The 15,847-nt window shown below is 63.6% G+C and carries 15 protein-coding genes; 3 read left to right on the forward strand and 12 right to left on the reverse strand.

Features of this window, described 5'->3' with window-relative positions; genetic code table 11:
• Nucleotides 1-79: 79 nt before the first annotated feature.
• From C811_RS11075 to C811_RS11110, 10 genes are all read right to left on the reverse strand, one after another.
• A complete protein-coding gene (locus C811_RS11075; protein ID WP_016309695.1) occupies nucleotides 80-1,933 on the reverse strand; it encodes a GNAT family N-acetyltransferase in 1,854 nt (617 codons plus the stop codon).
• A gap of 412 nt (nucleotides 1,934-2,345) precedes the next feature.
• Nucleotides 2,346-2,798, reverse strand: a complete 453-nt coding sequence (locus C811_RS15865) for a hypothetical protein (RefSeq protein WP_016309696.1) — start codon at nucleotides 2,796-2,798, stop codon at nucleotides 2,346-2,348.
• Entirely contained in the window at nucleotides 2,795-3,742 is a 948-nt protein-coding gene (gene metA / locus C811_RS11085; protein WP_016309697.1) for a homoserine O-acetyltransferase MetA, read from the reverse strand. The genes C811_RS15865 and metA overlap by 4 nt, the downstream gene beginning before the upstream one ends.
• Nucleotides 3,743-3,831: 89 nt before the next feature.
• On the reverse strand, nucleotides 3,832-5,115 hold the full coding sequence (locus tag C811_RS11090) for an O-acetylhomoserine aminocarboxypropyltransferase/cysteine synthase family protein (RefSeq protein ID WP_016309698.1): 1,284 nt from the start codon (nucleotides 5,113-5,115) through the stop codon (nucleotides 3,832-3,834).
• A 560-nt stretch (nucleotides 5,116-5,675) separates the two neighbouring features.
• Nucleotides 5,676-7,217, reverse strand: a complete 1,542-nt coding sequence (locus C811_RS0103560; RefSeq protein ID WP_016309699.1) for a putative ABC transporter permease — start codon at nucleotides 7,215-7,217, stop codon at nucleotides 5,676-5,678.
• Nucleotides 7,218-7,532: 315 nt separating this feature from the next.
• Nucleotides 7,533-8,336: a spermidine synthase gene (locus C811_RS11095; RefSeq protein WP_016309700.1), complete on the reverse strand. Its 804-nt coding sequence runs from the start codon at nucleotides 8,334-8,336 to the stop codon at nucleotides 7,533-7,535.
• A gap of 141 nt (nucleotides 8,337-8,477) precedes the next feature.
• Nucleotides 8,478-9,680 carry a hypothetical protein gene (locus C811_RS11100; RefSeq protein WP_016309701.1) on the reverse strand — a complete coding sequence of 401 codons (1,203 nt, stop codon included), beginning with the start codon at nucleotides 9,678-9,680 and terminating at the stop codon, nucleotides 8,478-8,480.
• A gap of 158 nt (nucleotides 9,681-9,838) precedes the next feature.
• A complete protein-coding gene (locus tag C811_RS11105) occupies nucleotides 9,839-10,045 on the reverse strand; it encodes a hypothetical protein (protein WP_022926532.1) in 207 nt (68 codons plus the stop codon).
• A gap of 73 nt (nucleotides 10,046-10,118) precedes the next feature.
• Nucleotides 10,119-10,931, reverse strand: coding sequence for a VanZ family protein (locus tag C811_RS15870; RefSeq protein ID WP_198010029.1), 813 nt, complete (start codon nucleotides 10,929-10,931; stop codon nucleotides 10,119-10,121).
• Nucleotides 10,932-10,975: 44 nt separating this feature from the next.
• Complete coding sequence (locus tag C811_RS11110) at nucleotides 10,976-11,872, reverse strand: hypothetical protein (RefSeq protein ID WP_022926533.1); 897 nt, start codon at nucleotides 11,870-11,872, stop codon at nucleotides 10,976-10,978.
• 504 nt (nucleotides 11,873-12,376) lie between these two features.
• On the opposite strand from C811_RS11110, the gene C811_RS11115 reads away from it, so the two are divergent.
• Entirely contained in the window at nucleotides 12,377-13,660 is a 1,284-nt protein-coding gene (locus C811_RS11115) for an IS256 family transposase (protein ID WP_022926507.1), read from the forward strand.
• Nucleotides 13,661-14,407: 747 nt separating this feature from the next.
• On the opposite strand, the gene C811_RS17265 is transcribed toward C811_RS11115, so the two are convergent.
• A complete protein-coding gene (locus C811_RS17265; protein ID WP_084811489.1) occupies nucleotides 14,408-14,887 on the reverse strand; it encodes an amidase domain-containing protein in 480 nt (159 codons plus the stop codon).
• On the opposite strand from C811_RS17265, the gene C811_RS11120 reads away from it, so the two are divergent.
• A complete protein-coding gene (locus C811_RS11120; RefSeq protein WP_016309705.1) occupies nucleotides 14,877-15,134 on the forward strand; it encodes a hypothetical protein in 258 nt (85 codons plus the stop codon). The genes C811_RS17265 and C811_RS11120 overlap by 11 nt on opposite strands.
• Before the next feature lie 9 nt (nucleotides 15,135-15,143).
• A complete protein-coding gene (locus C811_RS11125) occupies nucleotides 15,144-15,383 on the forward strand; it encodes a hypothetical protein (RefSeq protein WP_016309706.1) in 240 nt (79 codons plus the stop codon).
• A gap of 39 nt (nucleotides 15,384-15,422) precedes the next feature.
• Here C811_RS11125 and C811_RS11130 read toward each other — a convergent pair whose 3' ends face one another.
• A complete protein-coding gene (locus tag C811_RS11130) occupies nucleotides 15,423-15,791 on the reverse strand; it encodes a DNA methyltransferase (RefSeq protein WP_022926535.1) in 369 nt (122 codons plus the stop codon).
• Between the last annotated feature and the right edge of the window lie 56 nt (nucleotides 15,792-15,847).

The following is a 15,847-nucleotide window of genomic DNA, read 5'->3' on the forward strand; positions in this document are numbered from 1 at the left end:
AATAGGCACAAAAGAGGAAGGGCAGCCGACGAGCTTGGCGGGAGAAGCAGGTTGACTTGCGCTCTGGCAGTTCGGAGCCTTACCAGTAGAGCTTCTCGTAGATGAGGCGGTGGGACTCATGGCCGTGCCAGTCGCGCAGGGCGATGGTACCGGCGACGGTCCAGCCCTCGCGGACGAGCAGGTCGCGCATGGGGGCGTTGGCCTCGTACACGTCGCAGCACAGGTTGTGGCAGCCGGCGTCGCGGGCGATGCGCTGGGCGGTTCCCAGAATGTAGGCGCCCACACCGCAGCGGCGTGCCGATGGCGCCACGTTCACCCAGTGCAGCGCCCCGTAGTTGCCGTCGCCCTCGGTGATCCAGGTAAGCCCGCGCCCCTCCTCGTAGGCCGCGTCGCCTTCCACGTCCACGTCGAACATGCCGATAATGCGGCTTTCGCCGACCTTCCCCGCGGGGCCATCCCCGCAACCTTCCGCAGCATCCTCAGCGGAAAGGCACTCGACTGCCGTGGCGCCTTCAGCGGAAAGGCCCCCGGCCGCCGGCGCCTCCTCCGACTCGCGGGCCTCCACGCCGAGCCAGGCAGGATTGCTCACCACCACGTACACGCTGCCGGCATCCACCGCGCGCAAGAGACGGCGCGACGAGGGGTAGCGCTTCGTGCCCTCCTTCACGCCGAGCTTCGCCATGGTGCGGCGACCGTCGGCCAGAAGCTGCTGCAGCCGTGGCACATCCTCGCGCGTGGCCACCCGAGCCGCGTAATAGCCCAGCTCGCTCGCGCGCCCCTGGAACACGGGCACGTTGCCGCGAGCGCCGTCGTAGCGGCTGGCCGCCGCGCCCGTGCCGCCTTCCGCAACATGATCGCCGTCGCCCTCGCCACCCCGGTCGGTGACGAGGAACACCATCACCACGATCATGGCGCAGCCGAGCACGTCCATCGGCGTGACCGCGGTGCCGAGCCACGCCGCCGAGATGATGGTGGCCGACACCGGCTCCACGCAACCCACGAGACCCGCGCGCACCGGACCCGCGTCGGCGATGCCCTGGAGGTAGAACAGGTAGGCGGCGAAGGTGCCCACGAGCACCATGAGCGCCATGACGCCCACCACCGCCGGCGTCACCTCCACGCCGAGGGTCCACGGCTGCACGCCGGCCATGGCCACTGTGCCGCCCATGGCCATGGCCAGCCCCGTCACGATGAAGCTGCCCCACTTCGCCAGGGGCTTGCCGGGCATCAGCGTGTAGAAGGCCAGCGCCACCGCCGACACGAGACCCCATCCGAGGCCCGCCGGCGCGATGGCCAGCCGCGAGAAGTCGCCTTGGGTGGCGATAAGCACCGTGCCGCCGATGGCGAGCACGAGCCCCGCCGCCTCGCGCGGGCGCGGCAGACGGCGGGTGCGCAGACACACATAGCCCATGATGAGCACGAGCCCCGTGCGCTCGAGCACGGTGCCCGTGCCGGCGTTGGTGTAGGCGATGGCCGAGAGGTAGCTCACCTGGGTGAGCAGCACGCCCAGAATGGCGAATCCGGCAATGTAGGCGAGGCTGCGCCCATCGCGCAAGGCCGCCAGCAGATGGCGTGGCTCGCGCACCAGGCAGATGACCAAAAAGATAACGGCGGCCACCGTCAGACGCACGGCGGTGATCCACAGCACCGGCACGCCCAGCTCGGCCGTGAGCATTTGGGCGCAGTTGCCCGAGAAGCCCCAGCAGATGCCGCCGAGCGCCGCGAACACGATGCCGCGCAGCACGTGGCTTTTCCCCGCCGGCATCTTCACGGTCGCCTCGGCCGGCGGCGCCTGCGTGCCCGCGGTCGCCTCGGTCGGCGGCATCTGCGTGCCCGCGGCCACCTTGGCTTCCGCCGCGTTCGCGCCAGCCGCTCCTGTGCTCGCGCCAGCCGCTCCTGCGCTCGCGACCGTGGCCATCGCCTTCTCGCCCATCGCGCTCCTCCTCCCATCGCGCCCAGTTTCCAAGGCGATTTTGACAGGTTGCACAATTCCCGTAAAGGGGTGGGATAAGAAGACGAGGGTGCGCCACGCTCTCGCCTGCTCGCAAGCAGCTCCTGCGCTTATCAAGGCACAGCGGCGGTGCGTATCGAACCCAAATGAACGCCGTTGCTACTTTTGAAACGATATGCACAGGTTAGCTGCATAAAAGCATCCGCTTTGCATAGATTCGACCCAGCTGCACCCTGCAAACCTATGCATATCGGCGCAAAGGACGCACTCATGCATTTTTTGAGCCGATATGCATAGGTGACGGCGCGAAAGTGACAGCAGAAAAAGAAGACACCCAACAAGAAAGGCCCTCCAAATCGGTCGATACGCGGCCGAAAGGCTTTCGTTGAGAACCTTAGGCCCAGGGATCCTCTTGGAAGAGAGGCTCCGGCGGAGCCGGGCGGTCAGAATAGGGGTCGTAGCCGTCGTCGTCCTCGTTGGCATCCCGCAGGAAGGGGTCGTCAGACGCAACGCGCGGGGGTGCGATGCGCGGGGACGCAGAGGGCGGGGGGACAGAGCCCGTCGCGCCGGCCGACTCCACGCCAACCTCGGCAGCGCCAACCCCGCTAGCCGCCGCAGGACCGCCGGCCGTCTTCGCGCCAACCCCGCCAGCGCCAACCCCGCCAGCCGCCCCAAGGCCGCCAGCCGCCGTCGCGCCGGCCGCCGTCGCGCCAACCCCGGCAGCCCCAACCCCGCCGGCGGCTTCCGCACTCTCCGCCGCCGCCTTCGCCTTCGCGGCTGCCACTTGGCTCGGCAGCGGCTTCACCACGATGCGCGCGTGGGGGTCGCGCGTCGGATCGATGCTCACCGCGACGCCCCCTCTTCCCCCGCGCGCTCGCCGGCGCGGCTGATGTCGTAGGGAGTCGTCTGGTACACGTAGTAGTTCAGCCAGTTCGTGTACAGCAGCTGCGCGTGGGAGAACCACGTGGCCGCAGGCTCGCGCGCCGGATCGTCATCCGGATAGTAGTGAGCCGGCAGCGCCATGGCCATGCCGCGGGCCACATCGCGGTCGTACTCGGCCTTCAAGGTCTCGCGGTCGTATTCGGGATGCCCGAACACGAAGAAGTTCTGCGAGTCGATGGACTTCGCCACGTACACGCCGGCCTCGTCGGACACGGCGATGAGCTCCAGCTCGGGATGAGCCTCGATGTCGGCGGCGCGCACCTCGGTGAAGCGCGAGTGCGGTGCGAAGAACTCGTCGTCGAAACCGCGCACGAGGGGCGAGGTGCGCTTCACGACCTCGTGGGGGAACACGCCGAACATCTTCTCAGGCAGAGCGTGCTTGGGCACCTCGTAGTGATGGTAGATGCCCGCCTGGGCGCCCCAGCAAATGTGCAACGTGGAATGCACGTGGGTCTTCGACCACTCCATGATCTCGCACAGCTCGGGCCAGTAGTCCACTTCCTCGAAATCCAGCTTCTCCACCGGCGCCCCGGTGATAATGAGGCCGTCGAAATGCTCGTCGCGCACCTCGTCGAAGGTGGTGTAGAAGGCCTCCAGATGCTCGGCGGCCGTGTTCTTCGCATCGTGACTCGCCGTCTGCAGCAGCTCCACTTCCACCTGGATGGGCGTGTTCGACAGCCGCCGCAGGATCTGGGTCTCGGTGGTGATCTTGGTGGGCATGAGGTTCAGCAGCAGCACGCGCAACGGGCGAATGTCCTGGTGCATGGCGCGATGCTCCGTCATCACGAAGATGTTCTCGCTTTCCAGGGCGGCGGTGGCGGGCAGGGCGTCGGGAATGCGGATGGGCATAGGGGCTCCTTTGCCTGACGGTGGGTTCGGCGCGGCATCCTACCGAACGGGAGACGCCGCGTCGACGCGAACGGAAGGATGCGGCGCGTCTATCGCACAGCGGCCAGGGCCGCATCGATGTCGGCGATGAGGTCGGCGGCGTCCTCGATACCGCAGGACAGGCGGATGAGGTCGGGGGTGATGCCAGCCGCTTCCAGCTCGGCATCGTTCATCTGACGATGGGTGGCGTTGGCCGGATGCAGCACACAGGTGCGCGCGTCGGCCACGTGGGTGGCAATTTGGGCCAGCTTCAGGTTCGCCATGAAGGTCTCGGCCGCCTCACGTCCGCCGGCCACGCCGAAGCTCACCACGCCGCAGCTGCCCTCGGGCAGGTACTTCTCGGCCAGGGCCGCCTCGGAATCGCCCTCAAGCGAGGGATGGCGCACCCAGGACACCTTCGGGTGCGCGGCCAAGTGCTCGGCGACGGCACGGCCGTTGGCGGCATGACGGGCCATGCGCAGATGCAGGCTCTCCAGGCCCAGGTTGATGAGGAAGGCGTTCTGCGGCGCCTGGATAGACCCCAGATCGCGCATGAGCTGGGCCGTGGCCTTGGTGATGTAGGCGCCGCCCTGGCCGAAGCGCTCGGTGTACACCACGCCGTGGTAGCTCTCGTCGGGCGTGGTGAGCCCGGGGAACTTGTCAGCGTGGGCGTTCCAGTCGAAGGTGCCCGCGTCCACGATGACGCCGCCGACGGAGGCGCCGTGGCCGTCCATGTACTTGGTAGTGGAATGCGTCACGATGTCGGCGCCCCACTCGATGGGCCGGCACAGCACCGGCGTGGGGAAGGTGTTGTCCACGATGAGCGGCACCCCGTGGGCGTGGGCCGCCGCAGCGAAGCGCTCGATGTCGAGCACGGCGAGCGCGGGGTTGGCGATGGTCTCGCCGAAGACGCACTTGGTGTTGGGACGGAAAGCCGCCGCCAGCTCCTCGTCGGCGCAGTGCGGGTCCACGAAGGTGCATTCCAGCCCCATGCGCGCCATGGTATGGGCGAACAGGTTGTAGGTGCCGCCGTAGATGGCCGAGGAGGCCACCACGTGATCGCCCGCGCCGGCGATGTTGAACACGGCGAAGAAGTTCGCCGCCTGGCCCGACGAGGTGAGCATGGCCGCCGTGCCGCCCTCCAGCGCGGCGATCTTCGCGGCCACAGCGTCGTTGGTGGGGTTCGCCAGGCGCGTGTAGAAGTAGCCGGACTCCTCCAGGTCGAACAGACGGCCCATGTGCTCGGAGGTGTCGTATTTCCAGGTGGTGTTCTGGTAGATGGGCACCTGGCGCGGCTCGCCGTCGCCGGGACGCCAGCCGCCCTGTACGCAGGTCGTTCCGATGGATTCGATCATGGGGCGCTCCTTCTCCAATTGCAGCGCGCACCGCTTCCGCCTGGAATGCAGGGCAGAGGCGGCCGCGCGGTTCCTTCTCCGTATCGCAGTCCCCTATTATAGGAAGCCGCCGACGCGAACGCGCCCGCCCATCGGCCACAGACCATAGGAACTTCCAAGCCCCCGCCATCGGCTAGGCCGAGAGCCGCACCAGCGCAACCTTCACTGGCAGTATCCCAAAGATGCCCCGGCCCCTGGACAACCCGCTCACCCCAGCCTTTGCTCCCCAGCCGTCCCAACGCCCCGCGTGCCACCGAGCGCACAGCATGACGCCGAGCGCACAGCGTGACACCGAGCACAACGTGACACCAAACACACAACGCGCACGAGCTGTTCGCTGTCAGTCAATTGGCTCAAATGTGGCGCAAAATATCGTTTTTGGTGCACAACCGCCGCATCTCTCCCCATCAAGCGCACTTTCACGTAGCAAAAACGGCATTTTGAAGCCCTTCTTCGCCGCTTTCGCACGCTCACAGCGTTCGCCTTGCACCATTTCCGCAATTTTGCGCCATTTTTCGCGTCTACTTCCCGCGCACGGCGTCGGAGGGATGGATGGTCATGGATTGGAAGCGGTCGGCCATGTAGGTGTCGCCGAATTCGTGGTCGTAGAACTGCTGGATGGGCGTGTCCACCGGGTCGTGGGACAGGCGCATGTACCAGCAGTCGAGCGACTGCAGCGTCATGACGGCATCAACCAGCATGAAGCAGGCGGCCACCGTGGTGAGCACGTAGCGCCAGTTCCACGGAATGAAGTTCACGAGCCGCAGCATGAAGGGCAAAAGCAGCTTGATCCACACCACGCCGAGCAGTCCCCAGCAGGCCATGAACGGCAGGCAGGTGCGGCCGCCGAACAGCGATCCGGGCATATTGGAGTAGTCCCAGGCCACCGCACCGAACGCGTACTGCATGAACAGGCTGGTGAGCGCCTCGAAGCCGCCGCCGATGACCGCCGCCACCAGGAAGATGACAAGCCAGTTGCTCTTGTGGAAGCGGTTGAGGAACACCGTCATGAGCACCGCGCCGCAGCCGTAGATGGGCGAGAACGGCCCGAACAGAAGCCCCGCGCGGTCTTGCCACTGGCCCGGCACCACGAACAGGAAGTGCACGATCTCCTCCATGATGAGCCCCAGCACGCTGGCAACCACGAAGATCCAGAACAGGTTGAAGAAGTTCAGCGCGATGTAGCCCTTACCCGTCGGGTCGCGCCCGAGGGTGCCGTCCTCGCCCTCTTTGTGCTCCTCGGCCTCGCGGGCCTTGCGGTGGGCGCGGCGCTCTTCCAAAAGCGTGGGGTCCAGATAGCTCTGCAGCGCGATGGTGAGCACCAGCATGACCAGGTAGAAGACAAGATCGATGCTCATGCCCGACAGCATGATGGAGCACAGACCGCCCAAGATGAGCAGCACGTACAGCCCGTAGGACAGAAGCGCCGCCCAGCGCCGCTGGTTGCGCAGAAGCCGTACGCCGAAGACGATGAACGTCGCGGCCAGGGCCACGAGCACCGCCAGATGCAGGAAGGTAACCACGATGGTGGAGATGCCATCGCCGCTCATGGCGCCGGAGCCGAACATGGTCACAGCCTGATAGATGGCTTTGCCGATGCCGGGCAGCGCCACGCCGGAGCCCACGATGAGCAGCACGCCGAACACGCGCAGCACCGCGGGCAGCCGCTTCTTGTCGGTGGGGCTCGTGAACTCGGCGGCGATAGTGGCCGTCGTTTCGTCGAAGGCCACCTTCTTCTCGGCGACCACATGCTTGGCCTCGGCGACGATCTCGCTCGGGTGCTCCACGGCCTGCGCCACCTCGCGCACATCCTCGGCGGCCTGCGCAAGCTTCTCCTCGGCGGCCTCGGCTAGGCGCTCGGGGTGCCGCACGTCATCGAGCGCCTCGCGCACCTTCTCCTTGTCGCGGGCCACATCAGCTGCCAGCTGCGCGCCGTCGTTGCGCAGCTGGTCGTGCCATTCCTGCCGCGTCTCGGCTAAATCGGCCTTCTCGAATTCCACGGCCTTTTCCAGCTCGGAGGCCACTTCGCGCTTGATGTCCCGCGCGCGCTTCCCGTCGCCCATGGCCGTCTCCCTTCCCGTTCGGTGCCGTTTTCGGTTCCAGTATAGAAAGGCGTCCCACGTAACCATGACCACCGCGCCCAACGTCTGCCAACCCGATAATCCCCCGTTACAAGCCGGTTGACAGCAAGCCAACGAACCGAACGACGCCGACCATCCCCGCACCCCCCGCCCCGCCATTTGACTGAAAAGGAAAAATAAGGAAAGAAAGGAAAACGGCATGAGCGTGCGTATGGCGGTTCCCTATTTGGCCGATCACCTGCGCAAGGAGCTCGGCCTCTGATCAACCAGATCCGCGCCCGTGCGAAGGGCGTCGGGCTATTCGCCGTAGGGAATGACGTTCGTGAAGGGGTAGGTGCCATCGGTGGCGATGACGAGGTAGTTGTCGGCGCCGCCGAACTCCTCGTCGGCAGCGTCGATGACGTACACGTTGGCGAAGTGGCCGCGCAAGCGCTCCACCTGGCTGAACAGCTGGTACATGGCATCGCCGGTGAACTCCACCACGCAGTTGGCCATCAGCAGCCCGCCCGGTGCGAGCCGCTTGCGCGCCGCGACCATGCCCGCATCGCTCGCGAAGAAGGGCACCGCCTCGCGGCCCACGAAGGCATCCACGATAATCGCATCGTAAAGGGGGAAGCCGCGCGTGCCGTCCTGCAGGAACGCCGCGCCGTCTTCCACGAAAATGCGCAGGCTATCGGCACGCCCCTCGGCGGCCAGCTGTGCTTCCAGCCGATCCAAAAAGAAGTGCTCCCGGGCAATCTGCACCATGGCGGGATCTATCTCCACCACATCCAGCTTCACGCCGGAATGAGCGGTCAGCAGCTGCTTGGGGTAGGCAAAGCCCGCGCCCCCGATCATGAGCACGCGCTCGGGGACAAGCGGACGCGCGGCTTCGGGCAGCGTCGCCTCGAACAGATGGTCGAAGGCGCGCAAATACGCGAAGGGGCAGCATGCCCAGCGCTCGTCGGTGTAGGTGGCCGATTGCAGCACGCCGCCCACGTTCAGCATGCGCACGAGCGAACCGTCTTCGGCGGGCATGGCGTACACCGTGGCCTCGCCGAAGCGTGTGGAAAACGATTGCCGCTCCGGCCGCCCCCGCATCTTGTCCAACCAGCCGAACAACGTCCTCGCCCCTCCCGCATGACCGCCACCGCCCAATGCGACGCACGCGCGCCGCTTAGAACGCCATTATACGCGAGGCGCCATAGGGACAGCGCATATTCAGCCTGCCCGGCGAGACGTTTGGGCGGGGCGTATTCGCGCTCAGGCGCCGGCGGGGAACAGGTTGGTGATGTAGGTGTGCGTACCGTCGGGCGCGGCGAACTCGGTCGACGCCGCAGGCACGGCGGCCTGCCCGCCGGAAAGGGCCGCCAGGTCGTAGCCATACAGCATGCGCGCTCCGGCATCGGCCAGGTAGAGCCGATCGCCCCGTATCGCCATCTGGTCGGCCAGGTGCTCCAGCTCGTAGCTTTCCAGGTTGCCGCCGTCCAGGTCGCCCACGCTCAGCACGGCCGCCCCTGTCGGCGCCACCATATCCTGGCGCACGATATACAGGTGTCCGTCGTGCACAGCCACGGCAAGGGCATCCGCCACTGGCTGCGGATACGGCGCCACCTCGCCGGTGTGCGTGTCCACCAGCACGATATTGCCAGCCTGTGCGCGCCCGGCGCCCGACTCGTTCGCGCCGGCAGCGCCAGCCGAGCACACGGCGTACAGCACCCCGTCGCAGGCCACGGCGCGGCGCACCTCGCTCCCGTAGGACGACAGGTCGTACTCGCGCTCCGTATTCAGATTCTCATCCAGCTGAAGCACCCACGAGGAGGCCGGCGGAACATCGGCCTGCGCATCCGCGTCAGGCGCCCCGTCATCGGTGCCGAACACGAACAGCGAGCGCCCCGTCCACAGCAGCTTCGTCGCCATCCCCTCGGGCAGCGGCAGCTCCTTCACCTCGCCGGTCTGCTTATCGTAGCGGACCAGCGGGCCGCCCACAGCGCTGGAGCAGGCGAAAAGATAGCGATCGTTGGCCGCCACGCAATCGAGGCGCGCATGGTCCTCGCCCAGCGCAAAGGGGTGCACCGCCGCATCCCGCAGCGAAACCTCGAGCACCTCGTCGGTAGGGCCGGGCTCGAACTTGTCGATGCCCTGGGGCGCCACGTAGAGCGCATCGCCCCACACGCACGCATCAGCCCATCCGTCGCCCATGCCGCCTTTCTGGAAGGGCAGCTCGCCCAGCTCGCCCAAGTTCTCGTCGTAGAACATGATGCGCGATACGTCCTCGGTGCTGGACGTGTCGATCACCCCCACAGCCGCCCGGCTCATGGGAATATCGACCCGCGTGTTCACAGCGGTCGTGCAGCCAGCCAAAGTGCTCGCCGCCGTCATGGCAGCCACGCACGCGACAGCCGCCCCCACGATAATCGCAACCCATCGCTTCGGAATGAGCTCGTCTAAGCCCTTGCCGTTCATTGTTCGGCCTCCTGCCCTGAACCCGTCATGCTCGACCGCACAATGCAGCGCGACCGACGAGAGAAAAGCCCCTCACTACACAACACGTTTGAGCGAGCCGAAATATTACAGGGAAACTGAGAATTCTCAGAAACTTCACTACCAGGCCGGCGCGGGCCTCATTGCCCTCGGCCGGCGGACTCGGCCAGCGTGCTCTGGTCGGGAAGGTCGGCCACGACGGCGCCCAGCCCCTCCCGCCGGGCCCGGTCGACGATGGCGGCGTTCTCGTCGTCGTTCTCGTAGATGTCGAAGAACGCCCGCAGCATGGCCGCCTGCCCGGCCAAGGCAACCGCGATCGCATCGGTCATGGAAGAGAGCAGCCTCATATCAAGCACCTTTCCATCTCAACAGGCCCGCGAACAAGCCCCGCACGAATCTCTACATCTGGCGATATTCCAGCTATATCTCCCCGTCCATCATGGCTGCCTCAAACTCTTCCTGAGTCATTCCATCCATGAAAGCGTACGGGTCGTAGTCGTAATGCGCCAGAGCAACGCCGATCGTCACCGCCACGGCCACAGCTGCAGCTGCAGCCAATCCAAGCCGCATGCCCGCAGTCCTCACGGCACCCTCCCTCGGCGCGCTGCGCGCGAACCGCACATGAGCGCCGTCTCCGTTCAAGCCGACACCGGCAAGCCGCAGCACGTCCGCAACAAGATAGCCCAAGCAAAGCCCGGCGAAATCGACGACAACATCCACCACGTCGGCAATGCCAAGGCCAAGCGCGTACTGGACAACCTCCACCGCCGCAATGCCGAGCAAGCCGAGCGGCAAGGCGATAAGCGGGCGCCGAAATCGCCAGCCCACAAGCGCTCCAACCGGCACGAAGAGGAGGAAGTTCACCACCACGGACGCCGGATACTCGATCAGCTGGGGCAGCAGATCGACCATGTTGAAGTTGACCTCCCGCACCCCCACGCTCTTTAGCATCACAACAGCAAACAGGCAAACGCCATAGGCCGCCGCCAGCACCCGCCAGAACGCCACATTTAGCCGATTGGATATCAGTTGGTAGCAGGCAAAGAGCAGCACAACCGACGAGGCGACCTCGGCAACGAGCATGATGGCGCCGGTGAAATCGTCCAGTCCGAACGGGCGCAGCAGCATGTCAACGCTCGAGAAAGCTTGGCCGCCCAAAACCCACGCAAGCGAAAGCCACCAGGCAATCGCCACAATGGCCGAAACGCATACCCTCATGACCTTGCCTGGCATGCTCGTCCTCCTCTCATCAGCCGCCATGCTACCTCCTCCGCATCTCATACGATATCAACAAATTCAAGGGCTCCTTCCTTAAGTTCAACAACAATCTTGGCCCTCCCCATCTTGCTTGCCATCTCCTCATTAAAGCCTTCTGGAATGCCCTTGGGCATATCAATACGCACAGCATGACCCACACGAGCTCCCCCTAAGTTGTCATCTATTTGAAAGGAGAGGTATGGGGTTTCCCCCGCATGCTCCACTAAGGCAGCCACTTCTCCCGATAAAATTGTTTCTTCACCCTCGTCAATGCAAAAGCTATCCGCGTCGCGTTGATTGGACTCAGCGAGCGGCTCCAAATCCGTGCAGTCGAAAACCAAATCCAGGAGATCCGGAGTCGGACATTCAACGAAATTCAACTCGACAGCCTGCAACCAACCTTCTTGCACCATAAACGTTCCTTTGACGCTATAGTAGAAAAAGTCATAAAGAACATTGCTCTCGAATTCATCATAAGCAATGGGCGCCCCGTTTTTCAGCAAACGCGTTGCCTCATCGACCACAAGAGGAAATCCGTGAGTCACAGGAATGCCGCCCACCCTCTCGTTGGCTCCCACAACTACCAATGCATTTTTCCCTCCATTTTTCGTGATCCACTGAACTGTTTCCAAAGGAAAGCCCGAAATGCAAATAGACCCGTCGGACTCTTCCTCCAGGCATGAAAAGGATACGCTTTCCCCATTAATTACAAGGGGTGCCCGGTGATCCATTTCTCTCAATAGCTGCGGTTCTTTCGATGTCCTCATCGGTCGTTCAACCAGCACATTGCTGATATCCTCTTCGCTTATCGCGACTTGATCGAACGATCCGTCTAAGACGGGTGCATTCTCATTCGCATTTACGCCCAACACACCAAAGAGCACTGCCGCTATAACTATCCCTGCCAGGGTTACCACGAGAAGACTTCTTCGTCCAGCGAACACAGCACTTCCTCCCACATATGCGAAGATGCGCGATCTCAGCGCACAGCACAGACTGAGATCGCACTACCCTTAAACTTACGCTTAGTGTCATTTAGTAGCAGAAGGCCCCACTAATCGACATCTTCCAGCCTGTCGTTGTTTTAAAATAAAGCCTATATTTACCAGGCTCACAATAACCACGCAGCGATTTGTTTCCAGACACTGTTTTATAGAACGTCTTCGAGTGCACGGTGTCCCAACTCAGCCACCCATTATGTCTCTGAATGGACACCTTCATTCCGTAGACAGCATTTGGAGCATCAGGCTTCTGACTATGCTTCACATAGCATGTTTTCCCTTTTGTAATCTGCTTTTCGATCGTGTGCCGAATGTTGGTGTAACGATCGTTTCTCCGGCCGAATAGCCGGCCAATGAGAAACGGCCATCGCTAGAATCCTTTATTGCGAAGTAAACGATTCGAGAAAGGCGATGACCGCAATGGACACTTTACCAGCTTTGCAGGGGCCGATGCCCGAGATTCCCAGATTCGACGACGGCATGGTCAACCTGAACGAGCTCGTGCGCACGCTCGCGGAGGCGCTCGTCAACGAGGTGATGGACGCCCAGGCCGACGACGCCTGCGCCGAGGGCAACCAGCGCAACGGCTACCGCGAGCGCCGCCTGCTCACGAGCGTGGGGCCGATCACGCTCAGGATACCCAAGCTCAGGCGCGGGACGTTCTTCCCGAACGACCTCATCGACCGCTACAGCAGGGTCGACCGGGCGGTCGTGGCGGCGGTGGCCGAGATGGTGGCGAGCGGCGTCTCCACGCGCAAGGTCGAGCGGGTCGCCCGCACGCTCGGAGCCGACCGCATGAGCGCCAGCCAGGTGTCCCGCATCTGCGAGGCGCTGGACGCGACCGTCTCCGACCTGCGGGAGCGCTCCTTCGGGGGCGTGCGGTTCCCGTATCTCTGGATAGACGCGACCTACGTCAAGTGCCGCGACGGCGGCCACGTGTCCAGCTGCGCGGTGGCCACCGCCATCGGAGCGGCCGACACGGGCCACCGGGCCCTCCTGGGCCTGGAGGCCGTGGACGCCGAGGACTACGCCTCGTGGCGGTCCTTCCTGCTCTCGCTGCGGGAGCGCGGCGTCGCCGGGGTGCTCTGCGTCACCTCCGACGCCCACGCGGGCCTGCGCCGCGCGATAGAGGAGGTGTTCCCGGGCGCCGCGTGGCAGCGCTGCATCGTCCACCTGGAGCGCAACGCCTGCGCGCTCGGGCGAAACAGGCGGGAGAGGCGCCTGATCGGCTCGGTGCTCTCGGCCGTGTTCGCGGAGAGCGACCCCGACCTGGTGCGGGAGCTCTACCACCTGGCCGCCGGGGAGCTGGGCGCCGCCAACGCGGCGGTGGGGGATCTCCTGGAGGAGGCCGAGCCGGACGCGCTGGCCCACCTGGACTTCCCTCCGGCGCACCGGCGCCGCCTGCGCACCAACAACGTGCAGGAGCGCGCCAACCGCGAGATCAAGCGCCGCGCCCGCGTGGTGCAGGTGTTCCCGTCCAGGAAGTCCCTGATCAGGCTCATCGGCGCCGTCCTCTCCGAGATGGACGAGGAGTGGGCGTGCCGCCGGTGGTTCGACGGCGACTCCATCGCGGAGGCCTACGAGGACCGCTCAAAATGGGCCCCGGCGCCCGCCCCGTCCTACGACGGCACCGCAGCCGAGCACGCCGCCCGCATAATAACGGTGGTCCTTGCCGACGAGGGATGCGAGAGGAGGGCGGCCTGACGATAGTGTAGAATGGGGTTCTCTGGCGATGTTCCCGATCGGCTCGGACAGTCTGCGACCGCCCTCGCCGATCGGGGCGCTACACCAACTTTCGTGACACTACCTGCTTTTCATTCTTCGACGCCAAGTTTTGAATCCCCGTGCCTTTATACGTAAATAGCGTCGCTCCATAAGCTTCAGTTGCCATTGCGGCAGATGCGGCAAGCGAAAGAACCACTGCCAGCATCGGCTTCATAAATGCCGATTGAGATAATCCCCTGCGGGCATCTGCGCACCTCCCCACGTGCCGCCACGCACTCGCGCAGCCCGGCCAAGGCGAAAACCGCGGCCGCAGCCAAAATTAAGCGCCGCCTTATGGCTGTTGTGTCGGCCGCTGGAGGCATGTCGCGCACAAACACCATCCTTGCGCAGGCCGACACCCGCAGCAAAGGAGACCATCATATGGACCCATGTGCTTCGATTGAATTAGTTCGAGCGTTTTGTTGATCATTAGCGCATTCGCCAGACCATTCTATCCACTCTACTATTGTGCGAGGCCCTCCAACACAGTCCTCTTCACTGTTCACAATGGGGACCGAAAGCAGCACCCACATAACAACAAGAACCAAGGAAGCGAAGACAGCAACGAGCGCAATGGGGGAAAGATGATCGATAGTAAAATGCCTTTTTCTCTTTGATCTCACTTCGCCACCATTCTCCCGCTCTCTCTGCCACAAACCTAAGCCTTTGCCCTTTCAGCCGCAAACATTATTGGATATCATATGCGAAAAACTTCGCTCCAGGATATTTCTTTAAAACCGTGCTCAGCGAAACCCGATAGCTACTCTTTGAACGATACGTAAAGTAGGGCTCTCCATTTTTTACATACGATACCATCATAGTATGCGTCTTCACCTTCGACCCTTGCGGCTGCACTTGTAACATATCGCCAAGCCGTAGCTTCCAGACATTATTAAGCATTGAGCATCGATGACTTAGTCTGGCAAAAGAACCCAACCCTACCACGTTGACCCAACTCTTAGATTGCGTCGTCTTCGCGTACCACCAATAATTGTAGTCCTTTTCATAGGATCCTTTACGTTTCATTTTCCAGCCACCCGCGTAAAGAGCCTGACTTGCAAAATTTGTACAATCGCCACCACGCTTATCAAAATTGCGATATTGCGCATTTGGATATACATCGGATGTGTAAAACCCGAGAGAAGGGATGCACATCATGCAGTACATCGTCGAGTTCTACGATTTCGACCGCAGCGAGAACACCATGACCGGCCCGTCGTATGAGCGCACCGAGATTGCCCTCAGCCCGCTTGATGCCGTCATTAGGTGCGCACAGCTCGCCGATCCGGAGGTCACCGAGATTTCATGCAGCGACGGCGAGGTGATCGCGTCGGCGATGGCGACCGGGTGCTGCGAGTTCGAGTTCCATCTTTACGTGGGCGACGCCGACGTGGCGTTCACCCTTCCGGAGTAGGTGGTCGCCATGGCATTCGGAACCGTCGAAGAGCTGCGCGACCTGCTGGACGAGATGGTGGAATGCGGGCTTGGGGAGCTGCCCATCCGTATGGCCCACCAGCAGAACTGGCCGCTGGCTGAGGTCATCGCGACGGCGACGCGGTGCGAGAGCAACGATGGAGCCGACACGATCTGGCTCGCCTGCAACCCGGCGCCACGACATGAGAACCCCTACGCTCCGCGCGAAGCGTGGGAGGGCGAGTGGTAGGAGCAGGAAAAAGCCCCCGCCGTGATGGCGGGGGCTTTTCTATTGCCAGAGGTCGAGCACGCCTTGGTTGTAGGCGCGCTGGATGGCATCGGTGGCCGGCTGGAAGTAGCGGTCGTCGCGCTCGATGCCGATGAACGATCGCTTCTCGTGCGCGCAGGCCACGCCCGTGGAGCCTGACCCCATGAAGGGATCGAGCACCACGCCGCCGGGCCTGCAGCTCACCCGGATGATCCGGGCGAGTATGCCGTCCGGCTTCTGGCATATGTGGATGCGATCGGAGCCGGAGAGCGTGTTGATGCGCCAGACGTTGCTGTGCTCCGGATCGCAGCGGTGGTAGTTGCGCATTTCCTCGTAGGACTGGCGCCGCGCTTCGTACCCCTCCCTCATAGCTTCGTAGCTTTCCCGCATCGTGTCGTAGCTGCGGCGCAGGGCGTCGTATCCTCCTGCGGCGGACTCGTCTGTGA

This window comes from Adlercreutzia caecimuris B7 (genome assembly GCF_000403355.2).
GTDB classification, from domain to species: Bacteria; Actinomycetota; Coriobacteriia; order Coriobacteriales; family Eggerthellaceae; genus Adlercreutzia; species Adlercreutzia caecimuris.

What these genes read in the sequence shown, in the direction of transcription:
- C811_RS11075 (WP_016309695.1), bottom strand. Translation starts at nt 1,933, where the DNA reads ATGGGCGAGAAGGCGATGGCCACGGTCGCGAGCGCAGGAGCGGCTGGC.
- C811_RS11090 (WP_016309698.1), bottom strand. Translation starts at nt 5,115, where the DNA reads ATGATCGAATCCATCGGAACGACCTGCGTACAGGGCGGCTGGCGTCCC.
- C811_RS15870 (WP_198010029.1), bottom strand. Translation starts at nt 10,931, where the DNA reads ATGCCAGGCAAGGTCATGAGGGTATGCGTTTCGGCCATTGTGGCGATT.
- C811_RS11115 (WP_022926507.1), top strand. Translation starts at nt 12,377, where the DNA reads ATGGACACTTTACCAGCTTTGCAGGGGCCGATGCCCGAGATTCCCAGA.
- C811_RS11130 (WP_022926535.1), bottom strand. Translation starts at nt 15,791, where the DNA reads ATGCGGGAAAGCTACGAAGCTATGAGGGAGGGGTACGAAGCGCGGCGC.
- C811_RS11100 (WP_016309701.1), bottom strand. Translation starts at nt 9,680, where the DNA reads ATGAACGGCAAGGGCTTAGACGAGCTCATTCCGAAGCGATGGGTTGCG.
- C811_RS11120 (WP_016309705.1), top strand. Translation starts at nt 14,877, where the DNA reads ATGCAGTACATCGTCGAGTTCTACGATTTCGACCGCAGCGAGAACACC.
- metA (WP_016309697.1), bottom strand. Translation starts at nt 3,742, where the DNA reads ATGCCCATCCGCATTCCCGACGCCCTGCCCGCCACCGCCGCCCTGGAA.
- C811_RS17265 (WP_084811489.1), bottom strand. Translation starts at nt 14,887, where the DNA reads ATGTACTGCATGATGTGCATCCCTTCTCTCGGGTTTTACACATCCGAT.
- C811_RS0103560 (WP_016309699.1), bottom strand. Translation starts at nt 7,217, where the DNA reads ATGGGCGACGGGAAGCGCGCGCGGGACATCAAGCGCGAAGTGGCCTCC.
- C811_RS11105 (WP_022926532.1), bottom strand. Translation starts at nt 10,045, where the DNA reads ATGAGGCTGCTCTCTTCCATGACCGATGCGATCGCGGTTGCCTTGGCC.
- C811_RS11125 (WP_016309706.1), top strand. Translation starts at nt 15,144, where the DNA reads ATGGCATTCGGAACCGTCGAAGAGCTGCGCGACCTGCTGGACGAGATG.